Raw genomic sequence first — 20,151 nt, 5'->3', positions numbered from 1 at the left:
GTCACCATGTCCCATGCCCCGTCCCCCGCAGGACCGTCGAACGGCACCCGGCCGGTGCCGGCCTCGGCCGGGGAGACGGACGCCGCCTCGCGCTCCGGCCGGGGAACGGCCGCGCGGGGCGGTGCCGCCCTGGTGACGGGCGCCTCCTCGGGCATCGGTGCCGCCGTGGCCCGCCGGCTGGCCGCCGAAGGGGGCTGGCGGCTGGCGCTGAACGGGCGCGATGTCACCCGACTGGAGCAAGTGGCCGCCCAGGCCGGTGCGCTCGCCCTGCCCGGGGACCTGACCCGGCCCGGCGCCGGCCACCGGCTCACCGGCCTCGCCCTGGACCACCTCGGAGGGCTGGACCTGCTGGTGGCGGGCGCCGGCGTGGGCTGGGCAGGAGACTTCACCGGCATGCCCGCCGCCCGCATCGACGAGGTCGTCGGCGTCGACCTGCTCGCCACCCTGCACCTGGTGCGCACGCTGCTGCCCCACATGGTCGCGGCCGGATCCGGACGCATCGTGCTCATCGGGTCCGTCGCCGGCAGCGTGGGCGTGCGCGGGGAAGCCGTCTACTCCGCGGCGAAGGCCGCCGTGGCCACGTTCGCCGACGCCCTCCGCTACGAGTTGCGCGACACCGGAGTGGGCGTCAGCCTGGTGGTTCCCGGCGTGGTCGACACGCCCTTCGTCGACCGGCGGGGCACCCCCTACACACGGACCTGGCCGCGCCCGATGCCCCCCGAGCGCGTCGCGGACGCCGTCTGCGCCGCCGTACTGCACGGCAGGGACGAGGTGTACGTCCCCGGGTGGCTACGCCTGCCCGCCCGGCTGCGCGGTGCCGCGCCCGGGCTCTACCGGCGGCTCGCCGCCCGCTTCGGATGAGCGGGCCATGACCGCCCTCACGGTGCTGCTCGCCCTGCTCGCGGCCCTGTCCAACGCGGCCGCCTCGGTGCTGCAGCGCCGGGCCGCCGTGCAGGAGCCGGACCAGGGGGGCGGGGCGGGGTCCGCCGTGCGCCGGCTCGCCCGGCTGTTGCGGCGCCCCTACTGGCTGGCGGGCGCCGGGCTGCTGGCACTGTCCAGCCTGCTGCAGGCCGGGGCGCTGGCCGTGGGCAGCCTGTCCCTGGTCCAGCCCCTGCTCGCCGCCGAGCTGCTGTTCACCCTGGCCGTGGGCAGCGTCGTGTTCCGGCGCCACCCCGACGCCCGGACCTGGCTGGCGTTCGTCGCCCTGGCCGGCGGGCTGGCCCTGTTCCTGCTGGCCGCCGCGCCGTCCCCCGGCCGGTCCACCGCGCGGCCGGGGGACTGGCTGCTGGGCGGCGGCGGGGCGCTCGGCGCCGTCGTCCTGCTCGTGCTGGCCGCGCGCCCGTCGGGGGGCGCGTGCCGGGCCGCGCTGCTCGGACTCGCCTCCGCGGTGTCCTTCGCCACGACGGCGGCGCTGCTCAAGGAGGCCGTGGGGCGGCTCGCGCACGGGCCCGGGGCGATGTTCGCGCACTGGTCGCTGTACGCCACCCTGGGCGCGGGGCTCGTCGCCTTCCTGCTGCTGCAGAGCGCGCTGGCCGCCGGCTCGCTGACGGCCTCCCAGCCCGCCCTCACCCTCGGCGACGCCCTCACCAGCGTCGTACTCGGCTGGGTGCTGTTCGCCGAGAGCATCCACCTGGGCCTGAGTCTGCTGCCGGAGGCGATCGGCGTCGCCCTGATCGGCACAGGCAGCATCGGCCTGGCCCACGCTCCGTCCGTCGGCGGGGAGTGGGACGCCGGGGAGCCGACGGTGTGCTCCCCCTCCGCCGCCGTCCCGCGCACACCGAGGAGGTAGGTCACCGATGCCCCCCGTGTCCCGCCGCCCCTGGCGCACCGCCGCCGTCCTGGTGCCGGCCGGTGTCGCCGCGGCCCACATCGGCCCGGCGGCCACCTGGCTCCCGGGCGTACGGCGGGCGCTCTTCCCCGGGCTCGCCGGGATCGGCCGCCGCCGGCACATCGCGCTCACCTTCGACGACGGTCCGGACCCCGTGTCGACCCCGCGCTTCCTCGACGCGCTGGACGGGCTCGGGGTGCGGGCCACCTTCTTCGTGGTCGGCGAACACGTGGTCCGCCATCCCGCCGTGGCCCGCGAGACCGTACGGCGCGGGCACGAGCTGGGGGTGCACGGCTGGCACCACGACCGGCCCTGGCGGCTCGCCCTCGCCCGCGACGCCGAGGAGGTCGCCCGGACCGTCCGCGCGGTGCACGACCTCACCGGCGAGCGCCCCCAGTGGTACCGCCCGCCGTACGGCATCCTCACCGCGAGCCGCCGCCGGGCCGCCCGGCGGGCCGCGCTGCGGACGGTCCTGTGGTCCGCGTGGGGCAGGGACTGGACACCTGACGCCACACCCGCGTCCGTACGCGTCCGCGTCGCCGCAGGCCTGCGGGCCGGCGGCACCGTGCTGCTGCACGACTCCGACCGCTACTCCGCCCCCGGCTGCTGGCACGCGACCCTGGACGCCCTGCCGGCCATCGTCCGGGACTGCCACGAGGCGGGCCTCACGCTCGGGCCACTGCGCGAGCACGGCCCGATCCGGGGCTGTGGGTGATCGACGGACGACGAAGGGGAGCGGGTGCCGCTTCCGTGTCACCCGCTGCGGTTCACAGCTTCGTCAGGTGCTCCGGCGCATTGCGTCGGCACCGTGCTGGACGGCTTCGACGGTTCCTCCGCTCCCGGCTGCCGGCACGCGACCCCGGACGTTCTGCCGGCCATCGTCCGGGATGGGTTGAGGAAGGGGCGCCGCAGTGGTGAGAGGGCGGAGTTGCCGCCGTGTCACCCGGTGCGGCTCACAGCTCCGGCTCACAGCTCCGTCACGTACTCCAGTGCATCGCGTCGGAACAGTGCCTGGCCGCGGCTCACCCGCTCCTCGCGTTCCCGGCTGCCCGGCGCGAGTCCGTTCAGGGCCGCCAGCAGCGCGGGGCCGTTGGGGGCGAGGTCGGACAGGCCCAGGTCGGCCATCCGGCGTACGCCGTCCGCGCCGTGGCCGGGCAGCGGGCGGTGGCCGATCACGGGCAGGCCCGTGGCGAGGGCCTGGACGGCGGTCTGGCCGGCGGCGTTGTCCACCAGGGCGTAGCACGAGGCCAGCAGCCCGGGCATGTCGTCGACCCAGCCCAGGGCCACCGCCGCCGGCTCCCCGGACATGCGAGCGAGCAGCCGCTCGTCACGGCCGCACAGCACCACCGGCAGCCAGCCGGCCGCCGCCAGCAGCCGGGCGGTCGCGGCCGGGCGGGACGCCGCGCCCCACGCGCCCGCGGAGAGCAGGACCGGCGCCCGCCCGGCGAACCGCTCCCGCCACCGGTCCGCTCCCGGGGCCGCTGCCCGGAAGGCGGGCGCGACCACCGGCCCGGTCGTGATCACCGGCGCGGCGACGGCCCGCCGCACCTCCTCCGCCGCCGGGTCCGTGAGGCACAGGTACCGGTCGTTGCCCGGGTGCAGCCACTGCCGGTGCACCGCGAAGTCGAGCAGGAAGACCGTGCTCGGCACCCGCAGCCTGCCCCGGGCCCGCAGATGGCCGGTCAGCTGCGCCGCCAGGTGGAAGACCGGCACCACCGCGTCGGCGCCCAGCCGCTCCACCAGTTCCGTCAGCCGGTCCCCGGCGAGCCGGGCCAGCGGGACCCCGCTCGGGCGCGGGCCGGGACCCTGGCGCAGGAACGCGCCGTAGATTCCGGCGTACACCCAGGGCAGCCGCCGCACCGCCGTCCGGTAGCCGCGGCGCAGCCCCGCCCCCAGGCCGTACGGCAGCAGCCGCAGCACATCGACCACATGGGCCTCGTGCCCCCGCGCCGCGGCCCGCCGCGCGAGTTCGGCGGCCACGGTGTCATGGCCGGCTCCCATGCTCGCGCTCACGATCAGCGTTCGCCGCCGGCCGCCCGGCGCCTCGTGGTCGGTGGTCTCCACGGGTTCCGATTGTCCGCCGGCAGGGCACGCGGACGGCGGACCGCCGGCCGTGTCGCGCGACCGGACGGTCACCCGGGCGCACCAGCCCGCCGTGCCGGTGCCCGCCCTCCGGCTGCGAGTCGCCCGGCGCGTGCCACGCTGGAGGAACCGGCACAGGACAGCGGGTGGGCGGCGAGCACGGGAGGAGCCGTGAAGCGGTTGCGGCGCGGCCTGCACCGCGCTTGGGAGTGGCTGCGGGTTCAGGCCCTGTTCGAGCACGGGCGGGAGCTGGAGCTGATGCACCGGGCCATGGGATTCGCCACCCTGGCCCTGGTGACGCTGGCGCCCCTGCTGATCGTCGTCGCCGCGGCCGACCCCCTGGCGCGGGGCGGCTTCGCCTCCTGGCTCACCGACGGCATGGGGCTGTCCGGCCGGTCCGCGCACGTCCTCACCGACGTCATCAGCCCGCCGCGCAAGGTCATCGGCGCTACCAGCGTCTGGGGCGGCGTGCTGCTCGCCGTGTTCGGCGTGGCCTTCGGCGGCAGCGTGCAGAACGCCTACGAGCGGATCTGGGGCCTGGCGGCCGGACCCTGGCACCGGGTGTGGCGGCAGGCGACCTGGCTGGTGGTGCTGACGGGCTACCTCTACCAGGAGGTGGCGACGAAGGAGGCGCTGCACGGCGGCCAGCGGATCGCGCTGTCCACGGCCAGCGCGGTGCTCTTCTTCTGGTGGGGGCAGCGCTTCCTGCTCGGCGGGCAGGTGCACTGGCGGTCCCTGCTGCCCGGCGCGCTGGCCACCGTCATCGGCCTGGCCGGCCTGCGGGCTTTCTCCTACCTCGTCTTCACCCCGCTGATCGTCACCAACGCCCTCAGCTACGGCGCCGTCGGCACCGTCCTCGTCGTCGAGTCCTGGCTCATCGGCGTCGGGTTCGTCATCTACGGCGGCGCCCTGTTCGGCCGCTGGTTCACCGAGCACCACTGGATGCCGTCCCACCACCGCGACGAGCCGGACGGGCCGGGGGACGAGGAGGAGCCCGCCTAGGCGAGCTGCCGGCGCACCAGCTCGTGCAGCCGGCCCCCGGTGTCCGCGAGGAGTTCGGCCGGTGAGCCCTGCTGGACGACCTTCCCGTCCTCCATCACGATCACCCGGTCGGCGTCCATGACGGTCGACAGCCGGTGCGCGATGACGATCCGGGTGGCGTTCAGCTTGCGGGTGCTGTCCATGACGATGCGCTGGGTGTCGTTGTCCAGGGCACTGGTCGCCTCGTCGAAGAACAGGATCCGCGGTCGCCGGATCAGGGCCTGGGCGATCATCAGGCGCTGCCGCTGGCCGCCGGAGATCGCGCCGCCCGCCGCGACGATCGTGTGCAGCCCCATCGGCATCCGCTTGATGTCCTCCGCGAGCCCCGCCAGCTCGGCCGCCGCCATCGCCTCCTCCGGCGTGTACGGCTCGGTACCGCAGATGACGTCCAGGATCGAGCCGGTGAACGGCTGCGCGTGCTGGAGCACCACCCCGCACTGGCGGCGCACCGCGGACTGGTCGAGCGCCCCGAGGTCCTGGCCGTCGTACAGGACGCTGCCGGAGACCGGCCGGTCGAAGCCGATGAGCAGGCGCAGCAGCGTGGACTTGCCGCAGCCGCTCGGGCCGACGACCGCCACGAACTCGCCCGGCCGTGCCGTGAAGGACACGTCGTCCAGGACGAGCGGGCCGTCGTCGGCGTACCGGAAGGAGAGCCGGCGGGCCTCCACGGCGCCCGACAGCGGACCGGGGCGGGTGCTCCCCGTCCGCACCTCCGGTGTGGCCTCCAGCACCGGCTTGATCTCCTCGAACAGCGGCAGCGCCGCCACCGCCGACACGAACGCGCCGGTCAGCTGGGTGACCGAGGTCAGCACCATGGTCACCGACGTGTTGAAGGTGAGGAAGTCCGCCGCCGACATCGCGCCCTTGGCCGGACCCGCCAGCAGCATGAACATCAGCAGGGTGCACACCGGCAGATAGACCGCGCCGAGGACCGTGGTGAGGTTCTTGATCCGGCCGACCCGCTGCTGGAGTTCCCGGCTGCGGGCGAACTCCCGCGCCCAGGCCGCGTACGCGTAGTTCTCCGCCGAGGCCACCCGCAGCTTGGGCAGCCCGCGCAGGGTCTGGAACGCCTGGTTGTTCAGCTTGTTGCCGAGCACCACGAGGCGCCGCTGCCAGCGCACCTGCCACAGCCCGAGCCCCGTGAACACGGCCCCGATGACGACGAGCATCCCGATCGCCGCGAGCGCCATCGGCACGCTGTACCACAGCAGCAGCCCCAGGTTCATCGCGCCGACGGTCACCGACTGGGCGACCACCGGGCCGACGCCCGCCAGCAGCCGGCGGATCGAGCTGATGCCCATGGCCGCACTGGCCAGTTCACCGGTCGAGCGCTGGGTGAAGAAACGGGTGGGCAGCCGCAGCAGCCGATCCCAGACGGCCGGCTGGAGCGCCGCCTCGATACGGCCCTCGAGGCGCAGGATAGACAGGTTCTCCAGCAGCGTGAACGCCGCCGCGACCACGCCGCTCACCATCACCGCCAGGCACACCTGGACGATCAGGCCCTCCTGCGCCCGCGGCACGTACTCGCCGAGCACCTTGCCGGTGGCGACCGGCACCAGCGCGCCGATCGCCACCGTCACCAGGCCGGCGAGCAGCAGGTTCAGCAGGTCGGCGCGGGTGCCGCGGAGGCTGAACCGCAGCAGCCCGAGCGGCCCGAGCCGCTTGTCGGGCAGCGGCCGGTAGAACATCACCGCGCGGGACTCGAACTCCTCCGCGTTCGCCTTCTCGACCGGCGTCTCGCGGCCGGTCGCCGGCTGTACGGCCACATAGCCGCCGCGCCGCCACAGCAGCGCGACCGGTGCTCCGGACAGCGCGCGGTGCCCGACCAGAGGGCCCACGTTCTCCCGCCACCAGTGCCCGTCCAGGCGGACGGCCCGGGTGCGCACCCGGGAGGCCAGCGCCACCCGCTCCACCGGGTCCAGCCGGTCGCTCTCGGTGCCGCTCTGCGCGGGCTCGGCCAGCGTGATCCCGGCCGCCTCGGCGACGAGTCGGCAGGCCGCGTAGCCGGCGTCGGCGTCGGCGGCCGTCGTACGGCGGGCCGAGCGCTTGCCGATGGCGGCGAGCAGGGTCTGGTCGGCCTGGGCGCGGACCGCCTCACCGGCCTTGATCCCGGCGGCCGTCCGTGTCTCGTGGGTGCGCTCCAGCTGCTCGATCCAGCGGTCCAGCGCGGTCAGCAGCCGGTACTGCTGGTCGACCAGGCTCTGCCACAGCGCCGGGTCCATCAGCAGATCGGCGGCGGCCTCCGCGCCGTACAGCGAGCCGTACTGCACACTGCCGGGCGGCACCTGCATCCAGAACACGTCGTCGTCGGCCGGGGCCGCGGCCCGCTCCTCGGCCATCGGCGCCTGGAACAGCACCGACAGGCCGCGGCCGACGCCGAGGGCGAGCGCGTACTCCAGCGGGCTCGACGTCGGCGGCACGTACTGCGGGTTGCCGTACTCGTCGTACGACCACGTCTGGGTGTGCGCCGGCTGGTACAGCTCGCGCAGGCTGACGCGGTGCACCACACAGTCCCGGACCGGGCGCGCCACCAGGGTGTGCTGGGGCCCGGCGACCGGGCCGAGCAGCAGCGTGCCCGCCTCCAGCCGGCCGAGGTGGTGCCAGTGGCCCTGCTGGGCTGCGTCCACCGCGAACAGGTCCAGGGCGCCGGCCGCGACCAGCCACAGCACCTGCGGACCCTCCAGGTCCAGCCGGCCCAGGCCGGCGCAGTCCAGCCGTGTGCCCAGCGAGCCGAGCGCGCCGAGGACGAGGTCCCCTTCGTGTACGGAGGTCATCTCATCGCTCCCTGACCAGCGCCGCGTACGCGCCACTGCGCGCCACCAGCTCCTCGTGCCGCCCGCGCTCCACGACCGTGCCGTGCTGGAGGACGACGATCTCGTCGCTGTCGCGGACCGTGCTCAGCCGGTGCGCGATCACCACACAGGCGCAGCCGCGCCGCCGCAGGTTGTCCATCACGACCTGCTCGGTCTCCGCGTCCAGCGCGCTGGTCACCTCGTCCAGGACGAGGATGCTGGGCCGGCGCACCAGCGCCCGCGCGATCTCCAGGCGCTGGCGCTGCCCGCCGGAGAAGTTCCGGCCGTCCTGCTCGACCTTGCTGTGGATGCCGCCGGGCCGGCGCATCACCACGTCGTACAGCGCCGCGTCGCGCAGCGCCTCCACCACGGCCTCGTCGGGGATCGACGGGTCCCACAGGGCGACGTTGTCGCGGATGGAGCCCTCGAAGAGGAAGACGTCCTGGTCGACGAAGGAGACGGAGGCGGCGAGCGCGCCGCGCGGGATGTCCTCCAGCCGGCGGCCGTCGATGCGGATCACCCCGTCCCACGGCGTGTAGAGGCCGGAGATGAGCCGGGAGACCGTGGACTTGCCGCTGCCCGAGCCGCCGACCAGGGCCACCTGCCGCCCCGGGCCGACGGTCAGGTCGAAGCCGGTCAGCAGCGGCTGGTCCAGCGGGCTGTAGCCGAAGGTGATGTTCTCCAGCTCGACGTGCCCGTGCAGCCGCCGGGTCGAGTCGCCGCCGCCGGGGCGGGCGTAGAGCGGGTCGGCCTGGAAGTTCTCCACGTCCTTCAGCCGGGCCACGTCGGCCGCGAAGTCCTGGATGCGGCCGGCCACGCCGTTGAGCCGGGTCAGCGGCGCGGTGAAGCGGGTGACCAGCGCCTGGAACGCCACCAGCAGACCGACCGAGATGTGCCCCTCGACCGCGCGCAGCCCGCCGATCCACAGGATGAGCGCGCTGTTGAAGGTGGCGAGCGTCGGCGCGACCACGCCGAGCCAGGCGCTCGGCACGCCGAGCCGCTGCTGCTCCTCCAGCGTGGTGGCGTGCTGCCCGGCCCACTTGCGGAAGTAGCCGTCCTCGCCGCCGGTCGCCTTCATGGTCTCGATCAGCTGCAGGCCGGTGTACGAGGTGTTGGTGAGCCGCGCGGTGTCCGCGCGCAGCTTCGCCGTCCGGGTCGCGCGCAGCCGTACGACGAGCCGCATGGCCACCACGTTCAGCAGGGCCACCGCGATGCCGAGGAAGGTCAGCTGCGGGTCGTAGGTGTAGAGGAGCACGGCGTACAGGACGACCACGATCGCGTCCACGCCGGCCGCCGCCAGGTCGCGGGCCAGGGTCTCGGCGACCTGGTCGTTGGACTGGAGGCGCTGCACCAGGTCGGCGGGGGAGCGCTGGGCGAAGAACGTCACCGGCAGCCGCAGCAGATGGCGCAGGAAGCGGGCGCTGGACAGGGTGGAGGAGATGATCCGGCCGTGCAGCAGGTTGGCCTGCTGGAGCCAGGTCAGCACCAGCGTGAGCAGCACACACACCGCCATCGACGTGAACAGCACGCTCAGCAGCGAGGTCTGCCCGCCGATGAGGAACATGTCGATGTAGGTGCGGCTGAGCGCGGGCACGGCCGCGCCGACCGCGACCAGCAGCAGGCTGGCGAGCACCGCCGCCGGGAGGGTGCCGGCGGTGCCGCGCAGCCGGGCCGGCATCGCGCCGAGCACACCGGGGCGACGCCCGCCCTTGGTGAAGCCCTCGCCGGGCTCCAGCACCAGCACGACACCGGTGAAGCTGCTGTCGAACTCCTCCATGGGCACGAAACGGCGGCCCTTGGCGGGGTCGTTGACGTACACCCCGCGCCGGCCGAAGCGGCGGCCCATGCCGTCGTAGACGACGTAGTGGTTGAACTCCCAGAAGAGGATGGCCGGTGCGCGCACCTCGGCGAGGGCGGCCAGATCCATCTGCATGCCCTTGGCGGTGAGGCCGTAACCACGGGCCGCCTTCAGCAGGTTGGAGGCGCGGGAGCCGTCGCGGGAGACACCGCAGGCGATGCGCAGCTCCTCCAGCGGGACGTGCCGGCCGTAGTGGCCGAGGACCATCGCGAGGGAGGCGGCGCCGCACTCCACGGCCTCCATCTGCAGCACGGTGGGCGTGCGGACCGTGCCGGTACGGGACTTGGGGGCCGGCCGCCTGGCGGGGGCCGCTCGTCTGCGGCCACGGGTCTCCTGGGCGGTGGTCACGGGAGCAGCCAATCGACGGGGTGCTGGTCGGCGAGCCGGACGGAACCGGTGGCGAGGGTCATGGAGTCGAGCCGGAACGGCGGCCCGCCGGCGGTGGACCACCGGTATCCGCTCTTCGTGGACGAGGCCTTGTCGAGTTCCACCAGCACGGCCACCGGGCGGCCCTTGCGGGTGAACTTCTCGCCGAGCTGGCTGTCGCCGAGGAACGCGGAGATCGACTGGGCGGACTGCGCGGTGCGGTCCACCGACTTCACCGTCCCGCGGAGCACTCCGTACCGCTGTGCCGGTACGGAGGACACGGTCAGGTCGACGGAGGCGTGCGCCGGGATGGCGGCCGCGTTCTCCGCGGGCACGTACACCGTCGCGTACAGCGGGTCGGAGGCGTGGGCGACCTTCTCGATCGACGCGACACCGGTGCCGGTCCGGATGATCTGCCCGATGCCGGCGGCCAGCGTGGTCACCCGGCCCGCGGCGACGGTACGGACCACGGAATCACCCGTGTCCGTACGGACCTTGAGGACGGGAGCGGCGGCGGGCAGCCGCTCGCCCTGCCGGGCCAGGACGGCCGTCACCTGCCCGGACACGGGGCTCTGCAGCAGGTAGCTGCCCTGGGCGTGGGTGAGGACGGCCGGCGCGCCGACCGTGGAGGCGACCGAGCCGGTCACCGCCCATACCGAGGCGGCGGCCATGACGACGACGGTGACGCCGAGCGCGAGCCAGCCCTGCGGGCGGGCGAGCCGCACCGGAAGGTCCAGCTCCTCCGGTGACTGGAGCTTGGCGAGGGCCTGTTGGCGGAACTGCACGGGACTTCCCTCACCTGTGGGAGAGACGCATGTGTGTCGAGACGCGGGTGCTTTCGGGCACCCGAGAGTCCCGGAGCCGAGGGACGGCTCCGGGACTTCGGTGGCACCGAGGTGCGATCAGAGACCGGCGACCAGGCCGTTGATCGGGGCGGTGTTCAGGCCGGTGACACCCTCGACCGTGCCGACGACCGTGTTGACCAGGCCGTTGACGCCCGGGGCGATCTCGTTCACGGTGCCCAGGGTGCTGTTGAGGGTGTTGGAGGACAGACCGCCGGAGACGTTGTCCAGCTCGGCGTCCGAGATCTCGACGGTCTCAACCTGGGGGGTGGAGTTCATGATGGAACTTCCCTTCGTATGGATATTTCACAAGGGGGAGAGCGGCCCCCTCTGGGGACAGACGGACGGCCGCGACCACGGGCGCCGGGCCCCCGTCTCCGGAGGCCCGCCGGACCCCCGCGGTGCGATGGATCAAAGCACGCACGCGGGGCGCGCTTCCAATCAACCAGGGGCTCTCACCTGGGAACTTGGCCTGTGAAGGGGTTCGTCCGTGCAGGTGTGCGCACGTCATGTCGGCGACTCCTTCACATGCCGCACGGCATCGTCGCCTCGGGTGCCTTGCCCGTGGGATCGCGAATCCGGCACTCCTCGCCAAAGGCGTCCCAGGGGGCGCGCGGATGTGCAGAACCGCGGGTGCCGGTGACGTGCCTGGGTAGTGGATGTGCAGATTCCCTGAAGAGGGGATTCCGCTTCCTGTTCGGAGCTGACCGTTACTGATCGGTAGCTGTGTGTGTCAGCCCAGGATCGCGTAGACCGTGCTCGCCCGGGCGGCGAGCGCACCCGAGGCGGCATCGCTCAACGTGACATCGGCGAACGCCATCCGTCGGCCCAGCTTCGTCAGGACCGCTTCGATCAGGACATCCGCCCCGGTCACCGCCCGCTGGAACGACGTCGACTGCTGCACCGTCGTCATCGGCACGAACCCGCCCCGGGCCGCCGACACCGCGATCACCGTCGCCGTGTCGGCCGCCGCCATCAGCGCCTGGCCCGACAGCCCGCCGCCCTCCCGGGCCAGCCGGTCCGACCAGGGCAGACGCAGCACGGCCCGGTCCTCGCCCACCGCCTCCACGGTCAGCCCGAGATCGAGCACCCAGGGGGCGAAGTTGGCGGAGAGGATCTTGTCGGCTTCGGCGGTGGTCATCGTCATATGGGGGATTGTTCCCGGCCGCCCGCCACGACACGCGGAGCATGGCCGATTCGCCACGCCGGTACCGCCGTTGGGAAACGGAATTGAACACACCACGCGGCCGGTGCGTACGTACGGCCATCCAGGCGCCCCGATACCCACCCCGATGCGAACTGCCCGCGAGCGGCAGACCCCCGTCCTCAGGAGGTCGAGAAGGTTGAGTCACAAGCGAATGCCCAAGCGCAAGGCCGCGATAGCGGTGGGCGGTGTCGCGGCGCTCGGGGCGGCGGCCCTGCTGCTGCCCAACGCCAACGCCTCCCAGGACCGCAACGACGCGGCCGCGGGCGGCACGGCGGACGCCAAGACCCTGAAGGCCGGTGACGCCTCGGACCTGGCCGCCCAGCTGCAGAAGATCCTCGGTGACGCCTTCGCCGGGTCCTACTACGACAGCGGCAAGCAGCAGCTCGTCGTCAACGTGGTCAGCGGCGACAACAACGTCATCGTCCAGGCGAAGAAGGCGGGCGCGGTCGTCCGCCAGGTCGAGAACAGCACCGCCGAACTGGCGTCCGCCGCGCGGACACTGAAGACCAAGGCGACCATCCCCGGCACCTCCTGGGCCGTCGACCCGCGCACCAACAAGGTCCTCGTCACCGCCGACTCCACCGTCACCGGCGCCAAGTGGAACCGGCTCCAGTCCACCGTGCAGAGCCTCGGCTCCGGCGTGGCCACCCTGAAGAAGTCCTCCGGCACCTTCAAGACCTTCGTCTCCGGCGGCGACGCCATCTTCTCCCAGGTGCAGGGCGGCAACGTCCGCTGCTCCCTCGGCTTCAACGTCACCGCCTCCGACGGCAGCCCCGCCTTCCTGACGGCCGGTCACTGCGGGGTCGCCGCCAAGGAGTGGTCCGACTCCGAGACCGGCCAGCCCATCGCCACCGTCGACCAGGCCACCTTCCCGGGCGAGGGCGACTTCTCCCTCGTCAAGTACAACGACCCGAACACCCAGGCGCCCAGCGACGTCAACACCGGCAACGGCCAGACCGTGCAGATCAACCAGGCCGCGGACGCCACCGTCGGCGAGACCGTGTTCCGCATGGGTTCCACCACCGGGCTGCACGACGGCCAGGTCACCGGACTCGACGCCACCGTCAACTTCCAGAGCGAGACCGACCCGAACGGCGTCGACACCGTCACCGGCCTCATCCAGACCAACGTGTGCGCCGAGCCCGGTGACAGCGGCGGCTCCCTGTTCACCCAGGACGGCAGCGCCCTCGGCCTCACCTCCGGCGGCAGCGGCGACTGCACCAGCGGCGGCGAGACCTTCTTCCAGCCCGTCACCACCGCCCTGCAGGCCACCGGCGCGACCCTCGGCGGCGGCGACCAGGCCGGTGCCGGTGGCGAGGCCGGTGCCGGTGCCGGTGACCAGGCGGGCGCCGGTGATCAGGCCGGTGCCGGTGATCAGGCCGGTGCGGGCGACCAGGCCGGTGCGGGCGACGAGGCGGGTGCGGGTGACCAGGCCGGTGCCGGCGGCGACCAGATCGGTGGCGGTGCCGACCCGTCCGGCGCGGCCGGGGACCAGTCCGGCGCCGGCGCGGCGGATGACGGATCGTCCGCGGCGGATGACGGATCGTCGGCCCAGACCGGCGGCCACTGAGCAGACGCGCAAGGTCTCGTAGGGCACTCACTGAGTCGCCCCTCGCCGGAACCCGCCCAGCGGACCGGCCCCCGTGCTCCCCGACGGCCTTCCCCCTCGGTCCGGTCGGCGGGGAGTGGTCCGGCCCTCCGGCGGGAGGGCCGGACTTCGGCGCGAAGGTCAGCCGTCGTCGCACGCCCGCAGCAGCAGCACCGCCACGTCGTCCACCCGCTCCCCGGCCGCCGCACTGTGCCGGACCACCGCGTCCGCCAGGCTCTCCAGCGGCTGGTCGCCCACCTCCGCGAGCAGCTCACCGAGGTCGACCAGCGCGTCCTCGATGTCGACGCCGGGGGACTCCACCAGACCGTCGGTGTAGAGGACGAGCACCGAACCCGGGGCCAGGGACACCTCGGTCGTCGGATACACGGCCGAGGCGTCGATCCCGAGGAGCGGACCCCCGGCCAGGTCCAGCACCCGCACCCGCCCGTCCGGCCGGCGCAGCAGCGGCGGCGGATGACCCGCCCGCGCCATGACGGCCTGCCCGTTCACCGGGTCCAGCCGCAGATACAGACAGCTGGCGAACAGGTCGGCACCGAGATCGATCATCAGCCGGTTGGCGCTGCCCATCACCTCGTGCGGCGCCTGCCCCACCGTGGTGTACGCGCGGACCCCGGTACGGATCTGCCCCATCAGGCCCGCCGCGGTCACGTTGTGCCCCTGGACGTCCCCGATCACCGCCGCCGCCAGCGGCCGGGTCGGCACCAGGTCGTAGAAGTCGCCGCCGATCTCCATGCCGTGCGTGGCCGGCAGATAGCGGGCCGCAGCCTCGATGCCGGGCACCGGGGCCAGTGAGTGCGGCAGCAGCGCCTGCTGCAGGCCGTGCGCCAGGCGGTGCTTGGCGTCATAGAGCAGGGCCCGCTCCAGGGCCTGCGCGATCAGCCCGCCGAGCGAGGTCAGCACCGCCCGCTCGTCCGCCGGGAAAGGATGCGGCTCGGCGTAGGCCAGCACACAGGTGCCGACCGGCCGGCCGGACGCGATCAGCGGCAGGTACGCCCAGGCCGCGAAGCCGTCCGAGGCCTCGTGCCGGCGCGGGTACAGCCGCTCCAGCTCCCCCCGCGAGTCGAAGAACGCCGGCACCCCGCTGTTCAGGGCCTGCGTGCCCGGGGTGCGTTCGGACAGCGGCAGCCCGTCGAACCGCTCCACGACGTGCGGGTCCGGATAGCCGCGGTGCCCCAGCACATGCAGCCGCCCGCCCTGTGAGCCGAGGATCACCAGCGCCTGGCTGTCGACGGCCGGCGCCACCTCGTCCCAGACCAGCTGCACCACGTCCTGCACCCCCACCGCCTCCGTCAGCGCGCTCGCCAGGCTCAGCACCTGGGAGATCGTCACCAGGCGGGACGGGCTCCGACCCGCCTGCGGCGTCCCGCGCGCCATGTCGGCCACCGCCCGGGCCCGGGTGATGCGCACACTCAGCCCGGTCGTGCTCGGATACAACCGGAACGACAGCCACTCGCCGGGCGGGCGCAGCGCCACGAACGACACCACCTGCTGGCTGAGCAGCGCCCCCCGGTAGCGGTCCTCGTACATCGGGTCGTTCAGCCACGGCACCGACACCCAGGGCAGCGTGCCCAGCAGCTCCCCGGCCGGTATGCCGACCAACTCGGCGGCTGCCGCGTTCGCGAAGGCGATCCGCCCGTGCAGATCCATCGAGACCAGTCCGTACGGCAGCCGGGACACCATCCGCACCGCCTCCACCGAGCCCAGCGTCTCCGCCGCGCCCGACACCTGCGTCGCCAGCACGTCGGCCTCCCGGTCGAGTGACCGGCCCTCCTCCGCGGCCCGCTCCAGCCGCAGCGCCAGCCGCTCGCCGGCCGCCCACAGCTGGTCGCGCTCCCGGTCCGACAGTTCCGGCGCATGCGTACCGGGCCAGGTGACGAACACCGCGCCGAAGAGCCGCCGCTCGCTCGCCACGGGCACCGCGGCCAGCGCGAACGGGTACGGCAGCACCACCGCGATCCGCGGATAGCAGCGGGCCATCTGCTCCTCCCCGCCCACCCACACCAGCCGTCTCTCGCGCGCCGCGTCCGCGACCGGGATCGGCGCGCTCAGCCCGACCCGCTCCCAGGGCGCCGCGAACGCCCGGGGCATGCCCGCGTGCACCGCCATCTCCAGGACCGGCTCGTCGGGCCTGAGCAGGTACACCGCGCCGGAGTGCGCGTTCACCTCGTGCATCAGCGAGACCAGCGCAAGCGACAGCACCGGCTCGACGGCCGGTACCCCGCCGGCCGCCGGTGCCGCTCCCGGCCCGTCGGACACGCCGACCACCTCCTCGCACGGCCGCGCGTCGCGCCTCGGGCACAAGACTCCCTCGGGGCGGCGCCCCGCGCACGGCGAACGATCCCGGGGATCCCTTCGCACTTCCGCGTGGTGGTGTCCCGCTGGGGGACCGTCACGTGCCCGTCGGCGTGTCGCCGCGGCCGGGCCGGCGCGGTGGGCCGCGGCGGGTCGGTCATGTCCGGCCGGGCCGGTGCCATGGGTGCGGCGCCGGTGACGTCGCATGCCCGCCGCACCCGCCCTCCCTCGGTGCCGTATTGCCTGGTCAGGCAGGCCGTGGCCGGCTGCCGCCCGGTGCCCGGCGGTGAGGGGGAAGCACGGGTGGTGTACGGGTTCCTCGTGTGCGCCCCTGTCGCGCCTGGATGGCTGATTCTGTGCCTTCGGCCGGGAGCCGTGGCTCCTCGGCCCGTGGAGCGGGTGGAGTCCCGGGGCGCGGGTGCGCGTGTCGGCCGGGGCGTGCGGGTGGTGGGCCGGAGCCGTCCACGGCGTGTCCCGCCGCCGTTGCGGGCGGTGGGCCGGGAGCGTCCGCTGGCCGAATCATCACCCCAGATCAGGGGCAGGTCCGGCCACTGTGCCGGACAGTGCGGCGGAGCACCGGCCCGGGACGGCAGGGGGACGGAAGGCCCGCCGGTCAGCGGTCCGGCGGCACTCTCTTCCCGTGCACGCGGTTTGCGGACGAGGTGCCGGGGCACACGCGGGGGCGACGATCTAGCCGCAACCTGATGCGCGCGAGGGGGCTGGCGAAGTGGCCGATCGGTGACGTAAAAGCACCGGCAGAGTACTCTCCGTTCAACTTCAGGGGGTTGCTTGTGCGTGACTCACCGTGAAGACTGTGGCCGAGTTCCATCGAAACGAAGGTGGCGGGGGATGCGTGTCATGCCAAACATGGGGCGGCATGCGCTGCGACTGCGTATTCTCACACCGCGTTTCCGACAGCCGGGGCCGCGGGTCCCGCTGTCCGTCCACGAGCCGGAGGGGTCCCGTGCGCGCGCCGCGCGGGAGGTGTCGCCGAGGGGATGGGTTATGTCGGGTTGGCGTGCCGCACGACCGGGCTCGCTGCGGGGCCGTGGCCGGCCGCGCAGCCGCCGCGCCCTGCACCGCATGTGTTGACGGCACCTCTGCGGTGAGGGCGTTCGACGCGCTCCGACACCGGACCGACGACGGCTGACCGGCCCGCCGCGCCCGAGGAAGCCGTACGAGGGAGCCTCGCGGATCACGTGGCCGCGGCCCTCCCGCCCGGCAGTGGTGGCACAGCCGTGCCCGGGAACCTCCCCGGCCGCGGCCGGTTCCGACATCCCCCGCGTGCGTGACTCCTCCTGCCGTACGCGCTAGCAAGGAGACAAGGTGATCAGCAACCGACCCACGGGCGAACGGCTTCTCCTGGAGGAGTTACCCGACCGCTGGCGCGGCTTACACAAGGCCGGGCCGGTGCGGTACGACGAGACGCAGGGCGTCTGGCAGGTGCTGGACCACGCGACCGTCGCGACCGTGCTCGCCGACCCGGCGACGTACTCCTCGGACCTCTCCTCCCTGGCTCCCACCCAGTCCGACTTCGAGACCTTCACCCAGGGCAACTTCGTCGGCATGGACCCGCCGGAGCACCGCAAACTGCGCACCCTGGTGAGCCAGGCGTTCACCCCGCGCGTCGTGCAGGGACTCGGACCCCGCATCGAGGCGATCTGCGCCCGGCTGCTGGACGACGTCGCCGACCGCGACCGGTTCGACCTGGTCGACGCGCTGGCCTATCCGCTGCCGATCATCGTGATCGCCGAACTGCTCGGCATCCCGGCCGAGGAGCACCGGCTCTTCCAGGAGTGGGCGAGCGTCCTGTTCGGCGGCGACCAGCTCGGCGAGGCGCCCGACATGGCCGACCTGGAACGGGCACTGGAAGCCATCGCCCCCACGGTGCGCGAGATGAACGGCTACATGCTGGACCACATCCGCGCTCGCCGTGCCGCCCCCGGCGACGATCTCACCAGCAGACTCATCGCCGCCGAGGTGGACGGCGTCCGCCTCGCGGACCAGGAGATGGTCGGCTTCGTGGCGCTGCTGCTGGTCGCCGGGCACATCACCACGACCGCGCTGCTGGGCAACGCCGTCGTCACCTTCGACCGGCACCCCGGCACGGACGCCGCGCTGCGCGCCGACCCCGACCGGATCCCGGCCGCCGTGGAGGAGGTGCTGCGCTGGCTGCCGCCCTTCCCGGAGCTGGGCCGCCGAGTGACCCGGCCCGTGGTCCTCGGCGGTCATGACATTCCGGCCGACACCCTGCTGATGGTGCACCTGGGAGCCGCCAACCGGGATCCCGCCCGCTTCGACACACCCGATGTCTTCGACGTGACCCGGAACCCGAATCCCCATCTCACCTTCGGGCACGGCATCCACTTCTGTTTCGGCGCACCGCTGGCCCGGCTGGAGGCGCGTATCGCCCTGCGCACGTTGCATGAACGATTCCGCATCCTGGCGATCCCCTCCTACGAGGACGTCGCCTACCAGAACCCGGCCGTCCTCATCGGCGTACGACATCTGCCCGTCGAGGTCGGCAGACCGTAGCCCCGAGCGCGCGCAGCGCTCCCGGCCGGCCCTCACACCGCTCGTTCAGGGCCCGACCGGCACACCCGCACATGAGACCCACCCAACGGGAGTCCCCTTCTCATGCCGTACATCATCCCCGCCGCTCCGCCCGCCTCCCGGACGCCGTCCCTGTTACGCCGGGAACTGCAGGACCGGCTCGACGCCCTCGCCCGGACCCACCGGGTGCCCGGCGCCCAACTGGCCCTGGACACCGGCACGGAGGTCATCGCCGTACACACCGGTACGGCCGACGTCACGACCGGCAGCCCCGTCAGCGCCGACACGGCGGTACCCCTCGGATCGCTCACGAAGCCCTACACCGCCGCGCTCGTCATGCTCCTGGCCGACGACGGTGACGTGGACCTGGACGAGCCGGCCGCCGAACACCTGCCGGAGCTGGCCGCGTTACCCGAAGTGACGATCCGCCATCTGCTCAGTCACACCGGCGGGCTGCCCACCGGCCCCGATTCGGACACCGCCGCCACGACCACCGCCGCCCGCTACCTCGCGGCCGTCTGCACCGCGCGCGACGCGCTGTTCACGCCGGGCACCGACTTCTCCTACTCCAACGCCGGCTACGTCGCGGCCGGCCGGCTGGTGGAGACCGTCACCGGCCTGCCGTGGGCCGAGGCGGTCCGGGCGCTGCTCCTCGAACCCCTCGGCGTCGTACCGGCGTTCGTCGGCGACACCGCGCCCGCCCGACCCGTGGCCTCCGGACACGCCGTCAACACCGCGACCGGAAAATCCCGTCCGGCCCGGCAGAACCTGGCACCGCTGGAGGCGCCGGCCGGTGCGCTGCTGGCCGGCGCCCAGGACCTGGCCGCGTTCGGCAACGCGCTGATCGGCCGCGCGGACCTGCTGCCGCCCGCCGTCGCGAAGGAGATGCGCCGCCCCGAGACCGCCGCCCGCCCCGGCGCGCTGGCCGACGGCTGGGGGCCCGGGCTCGCGCTGTACCAGCGGGACGACCGTGTCTGGTGCGGCCACGACGGCAACGCCCAGGGCACGTCCTGCCATCTGCGGGCCGACGCCGAGAGCGGGGTGGTGGTCGCCTTCACCGGCAACGCCGGCGGCGCCACCGCGCTCTGGCGCGACCTCACCGCGGAACTGGCCCGGCTGACCGGCATACATGTGCCCGCCGGCGCACACGCCGTGGACCGGGGCGGGCCCGTCGCCCTGCCCGACGACTGCATGGGCACCTATCGCAACGGCACCACGACCTATGCCGTCGCGCCCGGCCCTGTCCGTGGACGGCGACCAGCCCATCCCGCTGGTCTGCTACGCCGACCTGTCGTGCGATCTGCGCGATCCGGCCACCGGACGCCTTGAGCCCGGGGGCCGGTTCCACCGCGATCCGGCCACAGGGCGGGTCGACCGGGTGCAGATCTCCGGGCGCACGGGACGCCGTACGGACGACGGCTGAGCGTCGGGCGCCGTTCCCGGCAGTCCGGCGAGGCCGGTGCCGGTGCCGGTGGTTCAGTCGGCAGGCCGGGTGTCGGGTGCCCTTCGTGGTGGCTCCGACACCGGCCGGTCGACGCCGCCGCCCGGCCCCGGCCCGTCCCGGCGCCGGATCACCGTCCGACCCGCCGTACCGAATCCCTGCCCGGGCCCCCGCACCCGAGCTCCGCCGCCCCGTCGCGCACACCCGGCGTGCCATCGAACCGGCGCCCCGCCGCCGCGG

General features: G+C 73.9%; 14 protein-coding genes. 7 read left to right on the top strand and 7 right to left on the bottom strand.

Annotated features, from left to right (window positions below; all coding sequences use genetic code 11):
* Nucleotides 1-6: 6 nt before the first annotated feature.
* From ABZ937_RS24190 to ABZ937_RS24180, 3 genes are read left to right on the top strand one after another with little or no spacing between them, the layout of a single operon-like run.
* Nucleotides 7-861: an SDR family NAD(P)-dependent oxidoreductase gene (locus ABZ937_RS24190; protein WP_361695115.1), complete on the top strand. Its 855-nt coding sequence runs from the start codon at nucleotides 7-9 to the stop codon at nucleotides 859-861.
* A 7-nt stretch (nucleotides 862-868) separates the two neighbouring features.
* A complete protein-coding gene (locus ABZ937_RS24185; protein WP_361695113.1) occupies nucleotides 869-1,789 on the top strand; it encodes a DMT family transporter in 921 nt (306 codons plus the stop codon).
* Between the two features lie 7 nt (nucleotides 1,790-1,796).
* Nucleotides 1,797-2,543 (top strand): polysaccharide deacetylase family protein, encoded by a 747-nt coding sequence (locus ABZ937_RS24180; RefSeq protein WP_361695111.1) that lies wholly within the window; start codon nucleotides 1,797-1,799, stop codon nucleotides 2,541-2,543.
* A 251-nt stretch (nucleotides 2,544-2,794) separates the two neighbouring features.
* Here the strand turns inward: ABZ937_RS24180 and ABZ937_RS24175 are convergent, their stop codons facing one another.
* The gene (locus ABZ937_RS24175) at nucleotides 2,795-3,829 is read right to left on the bottom strand and encodes a galactosyldiacylglycerol synthase (protein ID WP_361695236.1); all 1,035 of its coding nucleotides are present in this window, start codon (nucleotides 3,827-3,829) and stop codon (nucleotides 2,795-2,797) included.
* A gap of 252 nt (nucleotides 3,830-4,081) precedes the next feature.
* Between ABZ937_RS24175 and ABZ937_RS24170 the strand changes: the two genes are divergently transcribed.
* The gene (locus ABZ937_RS24170; protein WP_361695109.1) at nucleotides 4,082-4,912 is read left to right on the top strand and encodes a ribonuclease BN; all 831 of its coding nucleotides are present in this window, start codon (nucleotides 4,082-4,084) and stop codon (nucleotides 4,910-4,912) included.
* Here ABZ937_RS24170 and ABZ937_RS24165 read toward each other — a convergent pair.
* From ABZ937_RS24165 to ABZ937_RS24145, 5 genes are all read right to left on the bottom strand, one after another.
* Entirely contained in the window at nucleotides 4,909-7,725 is a 2,817-nt protein-coding gene (locus ABZ937_RS24165) for an NHLP bacteriocin export ABC transporter permease/ATPase subunit (RefSeq protein ID WP_361695107.1), read from the bottom strand. The genes ABZ937_RS24170 and ABZ937_RS24165 overlap by 4 nt on opposite strands.
* A gap of 1 nt (nucleotide 7,726) precedes the next feature.
* Entirely contained in the window at nucleotides 7,727-9,949 is a 2,223-nt protein-coding gene (locus ABZ937_RS24160; RefSeq protein ID WP_361695105.1) for an NHLP family bacteriocin export ABC transporter peptidase/permease/ATPase subunit, read from the bottom strand.
* Nucleotides 9,946-10,752: an HlyD family efflux transporter periplasmic adaptor subunit gene (locus ABZ937_RS24155; RefSeq protein ID WP_361695103.1), complete on the bottom strand. Its 807-nt coding sequence runs from the start codon at nucleotides 10,750-10,752 to the stop codon at nucleotides 9,946-9,948. Before ABZ937_RS24155 ends, ABZ937_RS24160 begins: the two co-directional genes overlap by 4 nt.
* A gap of 117 nt (nucleotides 10,753-10,869) precedes the next feature.
* Entirely contained in the window at nucleotides 10,870-11,088 is a 219-nt protein-coding gene (locus ABZ937_RS24150; protein ID WP_361695101.1) for a type A2 lantipeptide, read from the bottom strand.
* A gap of 454 nt (nucleotides 11,089-11,542) precedes the next feature.
* Nucleotides 11,543-11,956, bottom strand: coding sequence for a PaaI family thioesterase (locus ABZ937_RS24145; protein ID WP_103816444.1), 414 nt, complete (start codon nucleotides 11,954-11,956; stop codon nucleotides 11,543-11,545).
* A 211-nt stretch (nucleotides 11,957-12,167) separates the two neighbouring features.
* Between ABZ937_RS24145 and ABZ937_RS24140 the strand changes: the two genes are divergently transcribed.
* On the top strand, nucleotides 12,168-13,586 hold the full coding sequence (locus ABZ937_RS24140; protein WP_361695234.1) for a S1 family peptidase: 1,419 nt from the start codon (nucleotides 12,168-12,170) through the stop codon (nucleotides 13,584-13,586).
* A 159-nt stretch (nucleotides 13,587-13,745) separates the two neighbouring features.
* Here the strand turns inward: ABZ937_RS24140 and ABZ937_RS24135 are convergent, their stop codons facing one another.
* A complete protein-coding gene (locus ABZ937_RS24135; protein WP_361695099.1) occupies nucleotides 13,746-15,881 on the bottom strand; it encodes a GAF domain-containing SpoIIE family protein phosphatase in 2,136 nt (711 codons plus the stop codon).
* Between the two features lie 1,362 nt (nucleotides 15,882-17,243).
* Between ABZ937_RS24135 and ABZ937_RS24130 the strand changes: the two genes are divergently transcribed.
* Together ABZ937_RS24130 and ABZ937_RS24125 are read left to right on the top strand one after the other, a co-directional pair.
* The gene (locus ABZ937_RS24130; protein WP_361695097.1) at nucleotides 17,244-18,452 is read left to right on the top strand and encodes a cytochrome P450; all 1,209 of its coding nucleotides are present in this window, start codon (nucleotides 17,244-17,246) and stop codon (nucleotides 18,450-18,452) included.
* A 102-nt stretch (nucleotides 18,453-18,554) separates the two neighbouring features.
* Nucleotides 18,555-19,799, top strand: a complete 1,245-nt coding sequence (locus tag ABZ937_RS24125) for a serine hydrolase domain-containing protein (protein ID WP_361695095.1) — start codon at nucleotides 18,555-18,557, stop codon at nucleotides 19,797-19,799.
* Nucleotides 19,800-20,151 lie beyond the last annotated feature (352 nt).

It is taken from the genome of Streptomyces sp. NPDC046727, from assembly GCF_040645635.1.
In the GTDB taxonomy this organism is placed as follows: Bacteria; Actinomycetota; Actinomycetes; order Streptomycetales; family Streptomycetaceae; genus Streptomyces.
This window is presented reverse-complemented; position numbering and strand designations above follow the sequence as displayed.